The 14,055-nt window shown below is 58.1% G+C and carries 14 protein-coding genes and 2 pseudogenes; 7 read left to right on the top strand and 9 right to left on the bottom strand.

The genetic code is table 11. The annotated features are described in order from the left end of the window. Window positions 1-22: 22 nt before the first annotated feature. A pseudogene (locus JT689_RS12385) lies at window positions 23-613 on the bottom strand (inorganic phosphate transporter); the annotation flags it as partial. 378 nt (window positions 614-991) lie between these two features. Then, a complete protein-coding gene (locus tag JT689_RS00285; RefSeq protein WP_010904072.1) occupies window positions 992-1,144 on the bottom strand; it encodes a hypothetical protein in 153 nt (50 codons plus the stop codon). Between the two features lie 122 nt (window positions 1,145-1,266). Between JT689_RS00285 and JT689_RS00280 the strand changes: the two genes are divergently transcribed. Together JT689_RS00280 and JT689_RS00275 are read left to right on the top strand one after the other, a co-directional pair. Further along, complete coding sequence (locus JT689_RS00280; RefSeq protein WP_205250687.1) at window positions 1,267-1,545, top strand: ribbon-helix-helix domain-containing protein; 279 nt, start codon at window positions 1,267-1,269, stop codon at window positions 1,543-1,545. Then, window positions 1,538-1,807 carry a hypothetical protein gene (locus tag JT689_RS00275; protein WP_205250686.1) on the top strand — a complete coding sequence of 90 codons (270 nt, stop codon included), beginning with the start codon at window positions 1,538-1,540 and terminating at the stop codon, window positions 1,805-1,807. Before JT689_RS00280 ends, JT689_RS00275 begins: the two co-directional genes overlap by 8 nt. Window positions 1,808-2,074: 267 nt before the next feature. Here the strand turns inward: JT689_RS00275 and JT689_RS00270 are convergent, their stop codons facing one another. Continuing rightward, on the bottom strand, window positions 2,075-2,596 hold the full coding sequence (locus tag JT689_RS00270) for a PQQ-binding-like beta-propeller repeat protein (RefSeq protein WP_229373328.1): 522 nt from the start codon (window positions 2,594-2,596) through the stop codon (window positions 2,075-2,077). A 129-nt stretch (window positions 2,597-2,725) separates the two neighbouring features. On the opposite strand from JT689_RS00270, the gene JT689_RS00265 reads away from it, so the two are divergent. Then, window positions 2,726-3,049 carry a hypothetical protein gene (locus tag JT689_RS00265; RefSeq protein WP_010904068.1) on the top strand — a complete coding sequence of 108 codons (324 nt, stop codon included), beginning with the start codon at window positions 2,726-2,728 and terminating at the stop codon, window positions 3,047-3,049. A gap of 492 nt (window positions 3,050-3,541) precedes the next feature. Here the strand turns inward: JT689_RS00265 and JT689_RS00260 are convergent, their stop codons facing one another. Both JT689_RS00260 and JT689_RS00255 read right to left on the bottom strand, forming a co-directional pair. Next, window positions 3,542-4,045 carry a cell division control protein 6-like protein gene (locus JT689_RS00260; protein ID WP_205250685.1) on the bottom strand — a complete coding sequence of 168 codons (504 nt, stop codon included), beginning with the start codon at window positions 4,043-4,045 and terminating at the stop codon, window positions 3,542-3,544. A gap of 7 nt (window positions 4,046-4,052) precedes the next feature. Then, window positions 4,053-4,276: pseudogene (locus tag JT689_RS00255) on the bottom strand (DNA polymerase I); the annotation flags it as partial. Between the two features lie 718 nt (window positions 4,277-4,994). On the opposite strand from JT689_RS00255, the gene JT689_RS00250 reads away from it, so the two are divergent. The 4 genes from JT689_RS00250 to JT689_RS00235 all read left to right on the top strand — a co-directional run bounded on the left by JT689_RS00250 (window position 4,995) and on the right by JT689_RS00235 (window position 8,911). Further along, entirely contained in the window at window positions 4,995-5,888 is an 894-nt protein-coding gene (locus JT689_RS00250) for a universal stress protein (protein WP_227970950.1), read from the top strand. A gap of 62 nt (window positions 5,889-5,950) precedes the next feature. Then, a complete protein-coding gene (locus JT689_RS00245) occupies window positions 5,951-6,967 on the top strand; it encodes a bifunctional oligoribonuclease/PAP phosphatase NrnA (protein WP_227970949.1) in 1,017 nt (338 codons plus the stop codon). 322 nt (window positions 6,968-7,289) lie between these two features. After that, window positions 7,290-7,679 (top strand): IS200/IS605-like element ISH35 family transposase, encoded by a 390-nt coding sequence (tnpA, locus tag JT689_RS00240; protein WP_010904062.1) that lies wholly within the window; start codon window positions 7,290-7,292, stop codon window positions 7,677-7,679. Beyond that, complete coding sequence (locus tag JT689_RS00235; protein WP_205250684.1) at window positions 7,676-8,911, top strand: RNA-guided endonuclease TnpB family protein; 1,236 nt, start codon at window positions 7,676-7,678, stop codon at window positions 8,909-8,911. Before tnpA ends, JT689_RS00235 begins: the two co-directional genes overlap by 4 nt. A 745-nt stretch (window positions 8,912-9,656) precedes the next feature. On the opposite strand, the gene JT689_RS00230 is transcribed toward JT689_RS00235, so the two are convergent. From JT689_RS00230 to kdpB, 4 genes are all read right to left on the bottom strand, one after another. Beyond that, window positions 9,657-10,016 (bottom strand): hypothetical protein, encoded by a 360-nt coding sequence (locus JT689_RS00230; RefSeq protein ID WP_010904060.1) that lies wholly within the window; start codon window positions 10,014-10,016, stop codon window positions 9,657-9,659. A 411-nt stretch (window positions 10,017-10,427) separates the two neighbouring features. Next, the gene (locus JT689_RS00225) at window positions 10,428-11,246 is read right to left on the bottom strand and encodes a universal stress protein (RefSeq protein ID WP_010904059.1); all 819 of its coding nucleotides are present in this window, start codon (window positions 11,244-11,246) and stop codon (window positions 10,428-10,430) included. After that, entirely contained in the window at window positions 11,246-11,896 is a 651-nt protein-coding gene (gene kdpC / locus JT689_RS00220) for a potassium-transporting ATPase subunit KdpC (RefSeq protein WP_010904058.1), read from the bottom strand. The genes JT689_RS00225 and kdpC overlap by 1 nt, the downstream gene beginning before the upstream one ends. Further along, a complete protein-coding gene (kdpB, locus tag JT689_RS00215) occupies window positions 11,896-14,055 on the bottom strand; it encodes a potassium-transporting ATPase subunit KdpB (RefSeq protein ID WP_010904057.1) in 2,160 nt (719 codons plus the stop codon). Before kdpB ends, kdpC begins: the two co-directional genes overlap by 1 nt.

Here is a 14,055-nt window from a genome sequence, read left to right as displayed (position 1 = left end):
GCTGCCTGGAACCAACGAGGGGCGCGACGGCGTTGGCGACGTTGGAGGCCCCTGCCGAGAACCCCATGTAACAGCCGATCCCGATCACGACGAGTTCCGCGAAGCGGCCGGTGTCGTCGGATTCGAAACTGAGCAGATTCACGATCGCGTCGTAGAAGTACCGCCCAACAAACGCACAGATCCAGAAGGCGAGGATCGTCGAGAGTACCCACCACATACCGACGACACCGACGGTGCGCCAGTCGAGGACACCGAGCGCCGCGCCCATCCCGACGACAGCGGCAACCGCCGTCTGGCTGGTGCTGGTCGACACGTTGAGGACGTTTCCGATCAGGATGCCGATCCCGATGAACAGGAGGACGCCGATCGACGCGCCCAGCGTGAAATACTCCGCTGGGATGAAATCCGCCCCCAGGGCGTCGACGACATTCGTGCCGATGGTGAATCCACCGAGCAGCACGAACACGGCCATCAACCCGGATGCCTGTCGCATCGACAGAGCGTCGCTTCCAGTCGCGGGGCCGAATGCCACGCCGGTCGATGAGCCCCCGATATTCACGCCGACGAAGATGGCCGCTGCTACGCCGACGACGAACACCACCGACAGCGCCATACAATCGGATATCGGACATAATTCCGCAAAAGAATATTGATTTCCTGAACCGACGAGTAAGGGCCAAGTGAACGCCGACACTATGTCCTGATAGGCATGACCCTCCAGCCTTGGCTGTACACGCTCGTCGTAGTCGTCGGAGGGTTCCACGTGCTGGCTGTCCTCTATGCGTATTGGTCCAAGCAGAGCTCCGACGGTGGCGTGGAACCTGCGGACAGCACTAAAAAATCAGTACAGACAAAAGAAGTCGATTGCCCGGAGTGTGGGACAACCAACGAACGGGAATACAGGTACTGTGCGAACTGCGTGTCAGAACTCCCTGGCGGAGGCAATATCGGCAGAATGCCAACCGCGCCTGTCGGTCGACAGATTCTCTGATTACTCCAGCCGATCTCCGGCAAACGAAAGAGTCAGTTCTTCTGCCTCGTAGATATTGATGAGTTCATTGGTGATTTCGTCATAGGATTCGTCGTCGACTCGTAGATTGTCGAGTCGGTTGACTGTCTCCTCATTAAGATCAATCTCCGGCATATTCGGAGTCTGGGGTCTGTTGTTCGTAAAACTCACGAAGCGGATTGACTGAAGAAGTGCTGGGGAACACAGCCCAGCCACTCAACCGAAGCTACCTACGTGATACAAGCGTATCACATCGTATGAGCACTGACAGCGACGGCGGTGGCGACGGCGAAATGGAGAAAATCAACGTCCGGGTGCCGCAGTCGCTGCTGGCACAAGTCGACGACGTCTGGGAGGAGCGTGGCTACGCGACCAAGTCCGAGTTCATTCGCGATGCCCTCCGGGATGCGGTCAATCCCCCCACGCAGCTGTCCGAGGAAGCACTCAAGCACCTGGCAAAGAGCCGCGAACAGCGAGACCAGGGCGAGACGGTGTCCCAAGACGACGTGAAGGACCGCCTGGGCATCGATGACTAAAGTCGAGTGGACATCAAAAGCACTCGATTTGCTGGACGGACTCGACACCGAAGCCCAAGAGCGACTGGTCAAGAAACTCGACGAGGCGAAAGACTGGACCTCTCACCGCCTCGAAAAGCTCACCGGCTACCCGTACTACAAGCTCCGCGCCGGCGACTACCGAGCGACGACAGGATCGAATGCCGTGTCGACCACGTCCTCCACGAGCAGAAGGTTTCCGTCGAGTCCGATGAGAGCGCTATTCCAGAGGGAGAGTCGCTGATCAGTTAGTGAAGAACTGTTCCCGCAGGATGTCTGCAAGTGTGATTCCCGCATAGCCACCGACAACCATCACCAGGAAGGGAACGATGGCCTCGGACGCGGTGTTGGTATCTGCACTGAAAACGCGGCTATCTCCGATTGCTGGTGAGAACGGACCACGATCATACATCGCCTTTGACCACTGCCGGTCTCCACTCCCAGCATCGAACGCCACGAGTTCATAGCGGTCGTAGCTCGCGAGGACGACATCCTCCGTCCGAACTAACGGTCACGGAATATTTGGCCCAGGAATTTCCCACTGTGTCTCACCCGTCTCACGGTCCAGCGCGTAGATTCCCTGAGCGGCAGCGCCATCTGCGGTGATATACACGGAATCGGCATCGATGGCTGGCGGGGCAGGGATACTTGCACGCTGATGATCGTCACCAAACGTCCGCATCCACCGCGTGTCACCAGTGGACGCCGCAAGCGCAGTTACATCGCCCTGATCGCTCGTGGCGACAAGGAGGTCGTCAGCGACAGTCGGTGGATTGGGTCTGCCAGCTGTATTGTGTGTCCAAGTCGTCGTCCAGCTATCGGTGTCGAGTGCGACGAGCCCGTCGGTCGATGGCTCGGTATAGTCCCCAAGTACGGGCGTAACGGCGATCGGATCCGCGAGGGCTGGTGGCCCAGTTGGACGCCGATTGAGTTCGTGGGTCGTATCGGAGGACCCGTCATCGAGTTGTACGGTGGTTAGGGGTCGACCGTGGCGAGGACCTCGAGTTCGATGCGCCGGAGCACGGTGTAACATAGAACGAAACCTGTGTATAAAGAATCTTCGAGTAATGTTACAGACCGAGACGAAAAAGAGCTTTCCTCACCGCCTTAACCAACAAAACTATGGATAGAGAGTCCGTGTTGGTTAACACAGAGAGAGTCGATGTCCTCCGAACCACCGTCCCCACCGGCGAACCTCCCAACGGAGATCGTCAACACGCTCAACGAAGCCACATCGGAGCATCTTCGGGACGCTGCCAGCTACGCCGAGGCGTTGGCCGAATACAAGGAGCGTGAAGCTCGTCTCGAGGAGGAAGCGGACGATGCCGACGTCGAGGAACGCCCCGATGACCTCCCAGACGACGTGCCGGCGAAGGCGGCGATCACGATCAAGGAGATCAACGACAATCGCTACTACTACTGGCAGTGGCGGGAAGGTGATTCGGTGACGTCGAAGTACAGAGAGCCGGTGAATCCCGACGAGTAGACGAGATGGAACTGTAGCCTGATATTCGTTTCAACGTGATTCGGAGCGCAGCAGATGACACCCCCCAGAGTGTGAATGAGCTACCAACCGCCACTCTCTGACGAGACTTCACACCGAGAGAAGACAGAGCAACACGCGGATAGATTACGCCTCGTTTACCCCCACACCCCTCAGTGTGAATGGTCCACCACCCAGGGTACCGTGATTAAGAAGCCCTTAACAGCAGAAGTCCTCATGCCGTAGGGAAGTTGTCGACTCAGTGGCGAACCTTCGGCACAAGGCCTTGCCTTTCAAAATATACTTGCTCAAAGGACTGTTTAGACTGAGGTATAATAAAGATGACTACAGGTGCGGTGCAGTAGCGGGTCGGGTCAGCCACCGTGGCAGAACGTGTAAGCCGCTCTCCGTGCCGCACTAGGTTCTTCAACTCTCGCTCTATCACTACAACCGTCGTATTCTATGGGGGACCATTCACACCGAGGGGTGAGGGTGTCACCATCCCATCAACGTCTGGAGTTCCGGCGTCGAGTTGATCAGTCCAGTTCGTGTGCTCTCAACGTCTCCTTGGAGCGAATACGATCTGAACTTCCCCTGATCTCCGCGTTCCTTCTTTTTCGATTCGAGAACTCCTGTCGTTACGTGCTTGTTCAGAAGCTCAAGCGCACGATTGTACCGCTTGGGCTCTACTTCGACGTCCCGTGCTACTGTTTGGTAAACCTCGTGAATCTCTGACGTCCGGAACCATTCTTTCTCCGGGTTATTCCGGTCAAGACGCGTGAGAGCAAACAGGAGTGATTTCCCTGACAGCGGAGTCCCTTTCACCATCTCGATAAAGAGTTCAACTTCGACGAGTTCGTCAGCTTCGAAAACATGATTCGCGGTCACGATCTCGTCGCCTTCTTCGTCGGCGATCTCGCCCGCATTCCGGAACAGTCGGACTGCCCGTCGAGCGTCACCGTGTTCTTCAGCTGCGAGTTCAGCTGTGGTTAGAATCACCTCGTCATTTCAACGCCGCCACGTTCTGGGTATTCTGTGAGTAGCCTTCCAGCGGCTTGGAGACATGATTTCGCTCGACGAGCCGCTCACTGCTATGTTGCCCGCCTGCAGTTCGTTGACTGCTCGTTCAAGCCGTCCGAGCACTGCGTCTGGTGACCGCGTGGCATCGAGCCGGTCGAGACAGTCCCGCTGGACGTCCTCGATGAACGGCGGGGTCGAACGCTGCCGGGCGAGTGGGATGACGCGGTCGATGTAGGCGATGTCGACGGGGAGAACTGGTTCTTTGTCCCGTCGAAAGCCCGGTCGTCGCACAACCATCTCGGTCGCAACGGCGCCGGCGTCGTCGACTTGATGCATTCAACGTCTCCTTGCGCAGTTCTTGATTGAGCATGGACACTCAAGCCGCCGAACTATCCTTTTCGAGCTATCTTATTTAGATTTCAATCAGATGTGTTATATGTAAGTGTAGTTTGAGTGAATGGTAGCAACACTAGAGCAGCCCCGTTTTCGAGCTCCAAGGCCTTACAACAAATTTGGTGTAAACCTATCGTATAATATCAAAAATGTTTTCACCTATCGTGCTCTCCCTCAGCACCACCACCACTATGATGTACTCGCCCGTCGCCGGATGGGAAGCTGATAGCACGTCGGTTCCCCACGAGAGCAACACATTGGTCAATTTGACGATCCGTCAAGAGGATCGCCAGTCGGCATCAAACTCTTCGGAGACCCCTCTGATGTGAATATGACAGAACCAATGTCAATCCCAGTTCAGCGCCATGACGGAACGCCGAAGAAATCCTCAATAGCCACTCACAGACCCGTTTCATCGCAATCGTACGACCTTCTGGTTCCCCTTCCAGACGCCAAAACGGCCGATTACAACCGCCTGGATATCCATCGGCTCCTACGGACTCCGCTCGCGATTGCTAACGATCGAAACGGTTCAGTGACGATCGCCAGCATCGTAACTGCTCCGAGTGAGATCAGCCTAGACACGGTGGGCAATGAGAGTTTCTCGGAGGAAATGACCCGGGTTATCGATCTCGCACGGGACCATGTGGCGAACGTCCGGGATGCCGTGGCGGATTACGGGGAAGACGTGCCGGTGTCAGGACTAGTTATCGTGGCACACACCCCCGATGACGTGTTCGCAGAGTGTACAACAGGCGAGCGCTACGATGCCGTCTTTCTCGCTCAGGATAATGAGAATGGCCAGCAACTATGGGATGAATCCCTACTCAATATGGTCTTGGAGACGGCAGATTGTGCCGTCTATCTCGAAACACTGGGGACAAAGGCGGACCCCCTCCTACCGGATCCCGAGGACGCAACGGACCGAGACGATGTATCGGCTCTAGATACCTCCTCTAATATCCTACTCGCCGTCGGTCCGGGCCCTCATACGATTCTCGGAGCGGAGACTGCGCGAGCTCTGGGAAGCACCTACGGGACAAGTATTCGTGGAGTTCACCTCTACGAGAGTACGGACGCGGAGCGCTTTCAGCAAGGGCGCAAGGCGCTCGACCTCACGGAATATGTTCTCTCAGATTTCCCCGACGTGGAGTGCGAATCACGGGCATCTGAGGATGTCGTCGCTGAGCTACTACAGGAGATCGAGAAGTACGACGTTGCGATTCTCGGCGCGCCGACAAAGCAGCCGCTTCTGCAACGGTTGTTTGGTCAGTCGGTCCCTGATGAGTTAGAACCGCAACCAACAACGTCCATACTCACGGTTCGCCAACCGTCTCATGCGCTCAGCTCGGTTTACTACCGGTGGAAACGGGCTATCGAACGCACGTCTGTTGGTGAGGATTCGCCAGTTCTTGAGGATGACTTTTGAGCATGCCTGAACTGTCCGAGACAGCGGAACGATCTCAGTCGAACACTCCGCTGGCAATGATAATGGATGACTCGGATATCGACTACCAGCGATTCCAGGAACTGGTAGCCTCCACTGATTCACTCGCGATTCTTTGCCACGATAATCCCGACCCAGACACGCTCGCCAGTGCCCTCGCACTGGAAGCGATTGCCAAGGAGTGGGAGGTCCCGACCGTGGATATCGTATACGGTGGGACAGTTACGCATCAACAGAATCGAGCGATGATCAATGTTCTCGATATAGAGCTAACACCGATTGATCAGGTTTCACTCTCTGACTATGGTCTAGTCGCGTTCGTTGATCACGGTATTCCGGGACAAAACAATTCTGCTGTTGAAGAGATGACGCCGGATATCATCATTGACCATCACCCAACTGATGGCCTCCAGGGCCAGTTCGTAGATCTTCGACCTGCTGTTGGGGCAACGGCCACGCTTCTAACCCGGTACTTGGAGATATTTAGTATTGAACTTGAAGAACGCCTCGCTACCGCACTCTTGTTCGCACTCCACCGTGAAACGCTGGATTTCAACCGTGAGACGACATCTACGGAACATGCAGCTGCGTGTGTGCTCCACCCGCATGCAGATCACAATATCATCGAAGAGTTGACCAACTCGGTGTTCACACCTGAGACGATTAGCGGAATCGGCGATGCGATTGCCAATCGAGAGGTCCGGGGCTCCTGCCTCGTGTCCTCTCTCGGATGGATTCGTGAACGCGACGCTGTTCCACAGGCTGCTGATTACCTTCTCCAGTTGGAGGGTGTGAGTACGACCATTGTGTACGGCATCGTAGATGACAACGTCCACCTCAGTGGTAGAACGAGCAATTCCCAGCTTCATATTGGCAACGTGATGGAAGAAACGTTCGATCAGGTCGGGAGTGCCGGTGGCCACCACGATATGGCCGGTGGACAGGTTCCCCTCGGCTTCATCGGGTCGGTTGACGACGGTGATGACGTAGCAATCGACCTGATCAACCAGTCGATGATGGCCCGCCTCTTCGGCGCGCTAGAAGGGTGGACAGAAACATGACCAATGAACTCGAGTTGCAGAAGAACGGGGTTCAGTGTACGAGACTGACGCGATTGACGCACAGCTGCTCACCGATCTCCTGCTCAATGCACGACAGCGCTCAACTCCGGACACGGCAGCGAAAGTCGATGTGACACCAGGAACGATCCGAATCGACAAACTGGAGTCGAGCGGGGTGATAAAGATACGAGCGCATACCCCCGTCTTTAGGCGGGGGTCAAGCGGACCATAGCCTACACACCCACCGACGATGCCACGAATGGATTTCCAACCGTTCTATCGGTAATATTAAGACGCCAACGGACCATAGTGTGCAGCACGGATGAAGACCACACGGCACGCGACCTACAACCTCAACTACCACATCGTGTGGTTGCCGAAGTACCGCCAGTCGGTACTCGTCAACGAGGTCGCCAGTCGTGTCCGGTCCATCCTCCACGAAATAGCCGCCGACAAAGGCGTCGAAATACTCGACCTCACCGTACAGCACGACCACGTTCACCTGTTCGTCAGTAGCCCACCCAAGAACGAACCGGCACTACTCGCCAATTGGTTCAAGGGCATCTCCTCACGCAAGTACAACCACCGATACGCCGACCACGACGGCGAGAAAATCGGATGGGCGCGAGGATACTACGCAGGGACCGCCGGGCACGTTTCGAGCGAGACAGTCGAGAACTACATCCAGCAACACAAGGAGGGCGATTCGTGACCGAACTCACGAAGACGCTCGAACTTAAACTGGTAGAGCCGAACGCCCACAAGCGGAGGAAACTTCGTGAGACGCGAGAGGCGTACCAGCAAGCCCTCCAAGACGCTTTCGACGCCGGATGTACCACGCAGACCGAAGCGAACGACGTGGTGGTCAACTACGACCTGAGCGGGTACGCGAAGAACGCGCTCAAGAAGTACGTCCCGCAACTCACGACGACGTACAACGCGGGCGAACTTCACGACGACCACCCCGTCCGCTTCACGAACGGAGGGCTACGACTCGACCACAAGCCCGAGAACGCCATCGAGTGGTACGTCAAAATCCCGCACCACGAGGACTACCACCTCTGGATGCCAGCACAGCCGAACCCTGAACAGCGGGACTGGTTGGAAGCGTTGAACGCGGGAGACGCCACGATGGGCGAAAGTCGGCTGTTCGAGCGGGACGGAACGTGGTATCTCCACGTCACCGCCACCCGCGACGTAGAGGAACGCTCCGATGTGTCCGCCGAAGAACGGACGCCCATCGGAGTGGACATCGGGGAAGCGTCACTCGCCACGGTGTGTCACCGCGACGGCCACGGTTCTCCGACCGCGCCCGAACTGTGGGCCGACGAGGGCAAGACCGTTCGTCGGCTCCGCAAGACCTACTTCACCGCCACACGACGACTCCAGACGCGCGGAAGCGAGCGTATCGTGGAGTCCTTCGGGGACGACATATGGGACCAGATAGACGACGTATTCCACCGCGTCACCCGCGAGGTCGTGGAGTACGCCGAGTCCGTCGAGAACCCGGTTCTCGTTTTAGAAGACCTGACGTACATACGGGAGTCGATGGACTACGGTGAGTACATGAATCGGCGTCTCCACGGATGGGGATTCGCCAAACTCCACGCGCAGATACGCTACAAGGCCGTCGAGAAGGGCATCCCCGTCGAGACGGTGAACCCGTGCAACACGTCGAAAGAGTGCCACGCTTGCGGTGAAGTGGGGTATCGCCCGCGACAGGCGACGTTCAAGTGTACGAACGACGCTTGCTGGATGGGCGAGTACCAAGCGGACGTGAACGGCGCGATAAACATCGCAGACCGCTACCTCAGCGGAGAGAGCCATTCAAGAGAACACACGGATGGCGATGACTCGGCTGGGGATGGGGGGCGTTTGACCGCCCCGCAAGACACCCTAGCCGATGCTACCACGCAGGAGACGCTTGGGACGTATGCGTCTTGAAACCATAGGGCCACGCCCGGCCTGAAATCCCGTGGTGGGATTCCCGCGTCTTCAGGCGCGGGAGGAGGTCAATACGGGCGGCTCGGATTTCTCTCGGTACTTTTCGTTTGCACAATATTGCCGGATGGATACGAGAGTATCTCCCAGAAGGTCGGACAACTTTCCGCAGTAACTCGTACTCGGATCAACCACAGTGGCAGCCACAGCTTCCATGTCGTCGCTATCGCGAACTGCCAAAGCCAACCTGCGGCCATTCAAAACGATCTGGCCGGGTTCGATATCAAGATCGAAGCAGTTTCGTTGATTGACTCTGAGGAGAGACTCCAATTCTTGGGGTTTGGAAGTACAGAAGAGGCCACTCACGACAAGCCGTGATCACCGAAGGAATAGTCGTCTTGCCCAATCGGGCTCGAGATACCGCTTCCGGGGTCCCGTCTCGGAGTTCAGAGGCGACGCAGTAGCGGCCAAGTGGATAGTCACGATGCGAGTCCTGCCACCCTCGCTGGCAATCCCCGCTTCCTGCCTGGTTTTCGTGATGTTGCTACGGGTAGTCTTTACACACTATGTGAGTGTTGATTCACTCCCGGAATAGTCGATTGCGAGCGAAGCAAGCCGCGAACGCAGAGAAGAACCCAATGCGAACGGTGGGCCGTGACGAAGACACCAGTCCAGCCGTCCACATCGTTCGGTGGGGCATCTACAGTCTTGGCGGACTCAAACCCAGTCATCGTTTCGTGACTGAAAGTCAAATGGCACCTTCGGCAGACAGGAACTGGTCACGCTCAAGTATCAGATAGCCCCCAACGCAGAGCAACAAGAGGGCAATGAGCAGTCCCACGGGTTGCTGAAGGAAACTCCCGACAATACCGATGACCGCCAGTACGATGGCACCTTTCCATGCCCATGACCGGGTTCTCCAGAGACCGATCCCGACCACGAGGTAGGCAATCGAGACTCCGCTGACCAGACCAAGCGGGAGCAAAAGTTCGGACGACACTGGTCCGGTGGTCACAACTCGAACGGTCTGTGCTCCATTCAACAGCCCCATCAGCAACCAGATGCCGGAGACAACGCTGATCCCGAGGGGTGGATGCGAGCGATCCATAGTTGGGTATCGAATCCACCCCTCATAACGATTGATGTGTGGTTCTGTTGCTCACGGCAGAAGAACCAATACAGATCCGAGTCACCCTGAGGGGTGAGCGGGTCTCGGTGGGGTCAACCGGGTGAACGTGCCACAACTCACCGGGTGGTTTCTAGGCTATCAGTGACTTCTTGTGCAACGGACATCCACCGGTCTTCCCGTTCTAGATCCGCGATTACGAACCGACCGCGATCAAGGGGCGCTCATACCAGAACGGGCAGCATCCGCGTCGTGGTCGGTTCCTCGGGCGATGTACGTCGCTTGGAAATGCTCCTTGTTTGTTGTTGCTCTCGCGGTCTGAATCTGTTCGACACGAGCCGGCTCACGCGTTGATAGCGTCGGCCGCGTTGCGTGAGTCTGTCACGGCGGCCCTCAGGACTCCGGTGGCACCTCCCCCTGCCACTTGTGCATTAGAAGCGAGCACTGCGCTTCTTGCGCGATCTTGTCTGTCTTCCGGCCGAACAGCGTCTTCCGAAGCCACCACCCGCGTGAGGTCCCGATAACCATCACGTCGTAGTCCTCGGACAGTTGGCCGAGTGCGTCGACAGCACTGCTTGCGCTCTTGAGCTCAGTCTCAGCTTGAACCCCGTACTCGGCGAGCCGTTCGGCCGACTGATCGAGGAGGCCGCGTCCCTCCTCGTCCGTTCCCTCGTCGCCCGTGACGTACGTGAAGGTTATCGAGGCGCCAGTTCGTTGGCTCATGATCGCAAGCATTTGGAGGCGGTTTGCGTCGGGTTTGACGACCACTGGCACCAGTATCGAGTCAGTGTCTATCGGATCCCGGTCGGCACTGAAGACGATGACGTCACAGCCCGCCTTCCGAAGGAGCTTGTCGACGAGACTCGACACCGAGTCCTTGTCTGTCCACCCGATGAGGATGGCATCCGCTTCGTACTCCTCGGCTTCCTCCAGGATCCCGTCTAGGGCTGAGGAGGCCGTCCGGATCGTCCCTGTACTCTCGATCCCTTCTTCGCGAAGGGTGTGTTGGCTTTCGGCGACGCTATCGGACCCCGTGCGCCAGTTCTCTTGGCTTCCGACGAAACTCCGATCTGTCGTCACATGCGTGAACCGAACGGCACCGCGCCTCGGGTCTACGAGGATGCTCGACAGCTCGGTGAGCATGTTCGGATCCGACTTGTCGCCGACTGGAACGAGCACGCGCTCGTAACCGGTTTCGTTTCGTGCTGACATTAGTGGTCACCGTTCGCTATTTCGGACGCGTTCATATCGCTGTTCTGGTCAGTCTCGTTCTGCTCGTTGAGTGCGTCTCGGACCATGAGGTTGAGTTCGAGTACGTTCACACGCTCGTGACCCCAGATACCGAGCCACGGCTCCTTCGTCGCCTCGTCGATCATCTCGTTCAGGCGCTGCTCGGAGATGCCAGTCTGATTGGCAACTCGCAGCACCTGATACTCCGCCGCCGCCGGGGAAATGTGGGCGTCGTACGAGGAGCCCGACTCGGAGACGAGATTGACCGGGACGGAGTCGTCCGGAGTCTCGTACTGCGAGATGTTCTGGAGGTCCGCACGGACCCGCTCACTCAAGAGCGGATTCGTCGGGCCCCAGTTGGTGCTGGCAGACGTCATCGCGTTGTAATCGTTCGCCGAGGGACGCGACCAGAAGTACTGGACGTCCTCAGGCTGGCCGGGACGGAACTGCTGGCCGATCATCTGCGAGCCGACCGGCTGCTCTTGGCCGTCAACGTAGACGGGACTACCAGCGGAACTGTTCGGGAACACTGCATCACCGATGGCCATCAGCGACCCCTGGTAGAGCAGCCCGAAAACGAGCAGGCTCACACCGAGGAGCCGCAGTGGCACTGCGAGATCTTGGCGGTTCATTATTGGAACACCCCTAAGGCAACGAACAGCATGTCGATCGCCTTGATGAAGATGAACGGGGCGATGAGGCCACCGCCACCGTATACGATGAGGTTCTTCCGCAGCAGCTGTGCACCGCTCTGGGCTTTGTAATCAACACCACGGAGTGCGAGGGGAATAAGCAGCGGAATGATGAACGCGTTGTACATCAGCGTCGCCGTCACCGCGCTCGCTGGCGTGGACAGGTTCAAAATGTCCATCGCCCCCAGTCCGGGGATCGCGGCCGCGAGGATCGCCGGAAGCAACACGAAGTACTTCGCGACGTCGTTTGCGACCGAGAACGTCGTCAGCGACCCGCGAGTCATCAGTAGCTGCTTCCCGATACCGACGACCTCGATGATCTTCGAGGGGTTGGAGTCGAGGTCGACCATGTTACCGGCTTCCTTCGCAGCGTTCGTCCCTGCGTTCATTGCGAGGCCGACGTCGGCCTTCGCCAGTGCCGGGGCGTCGTTCGTCCCGTCGCCGGTCATACCGACGAGCTTCCCGTCGTCCTGGATGTCTTCCACGAGTTCGATTTTCTCCTCAGGGTCGAATTCCGCGTGGAATTCGTCGATGCCGACCTGATCGGCAACCCAGCGTGCCGTCCGTTGGTTGTCACCGGTCGCCATGATCGTCTCGACACCCATCTTCTGTATCTCCGCGATCCGATCGGCGATCCCCGGCTTCAGCTCGTCTTGCAGTTCGATGATGCCGACGACCTGCCCGTCGACGGCGATTGCCAGCGGCGTCCCGCCGCTCTCACTGATCGCGTTCGACTTCTGCCGGAGTTTCCCCGGCACGGTAGTCGCGTACTCTTCAACTGCGTCAACGGCACCCTTTCTGATCTCCGTCCCATCCGAAAGGTCGATTCCACTCATCCGCGTCTCCGCAGAGAACGGGACGAAGTTGCTTTCGGACAGCCCCTCGGCATCGAGGGTGACAGACACGTCACGAGGTGCGTCGACGGAATCGCCGGGTTCGTCGAGCTCCTCGGAAGCAGACTGTCCGCCGTCGGTCTGTACCTTCCCGTTCATCTTCTCAGCGAGCTTGACGATCGAACGACCCTCGGTCGTCTCGTCGTACAGTGACGACTGATAGCTCGCCCGGACGACGTCTGCGTCGTCCGCGTCACCGAGCGGGTGAAAGTCCTGTGCGACGCGCTCACCGGTCGTGATCGTCCCCGTCTTGTCGAGGATCAGCGCGTCGAGATCACCGGCTGCCTCGACTGCCCGTCCGGACTTCGCGATGACGTTGCGCCGCGTGACGCGAGTCATCCCGGCGACGCGAATGGCTGCCAGCAGCGCACCGATGGTGGTCGGCATGAGCGCGACGAGCAGCGCAACCAGTTCGGCGACGTCCAGGCCAGCGAATCCACCGACGAAGCTGGCGAGGTATTCGCCGAAGAAGAACATCGTTGCGACGGCGACGACGAACACGAGGGTCAGTCCACTCAAGAGGATCGTCATCGCGATCTCGTTCGGCGTCTTCTGCCGCTGAGCGTCCTCGACGAGGCCGATCATCTGGTCGAGGAACGATTCGCCCTCCTCGGAGGTCACTTCGACCTTGATCCGGTCGGAGAGCACTTCGGTCCCACCGACCACGGACGTCCGGTCACCGCCGGACTGGCGGATGACCGGTTCGGATTCGCCGGTGATCGCGGATTCGTCGACCGAGGCACTGCCTTCGACGACGGTCCCGTCGCGTGGGATGATGTCACCCTCGTCGACGAAGACGACCGCATCCTGCTCGATCTCAGTGCTCGCGACCACCTCGTAGTCGTCTTCGCTGATGTCTTCGATGTCGACGTCGTCGTTCTGGAGTAGTTTGCCCTCGGCTTCCGTCTGCAATGCACGGAGACTATCTGCCTGCGCTTCACCCTCCAGTTCCGCGTACGCCTCGGCGTAGTTCGCGAATATTACGGTGAAGCCAAGCAACACCGTGATGACCGCGTAGTACACGCGCGAGCCGGTCGCGCCGAACAGTCCCGGAGCGATCGTCATCACCAAGCCGATTATCGTCCCGAGTTCGACGACGAACAACACCGGGTTCTTAACCAGGTACTGCGGGTCCAGCTTGGCGAACGAATCGCTGATCGCCTGCTTCTGTTGGTCCGTGTCTATTGTGACTGTGATCTCTGCCAT

Source organism: Halobacterium sp. GSL-19 (assembly GCF_016917855.1).
In the GTDB taxonomy this organism is placed as follows: Archaea; Halobacteriota; Halobacteria; order Halobacteriales; family Halobacteriaceae; genus Halobacterium; species Halobacterium salinarum.
Note: the sequence above shows the minus strand (reverse complement) of the source record. Positions and strands in the feature narration are given on the sequence as shown.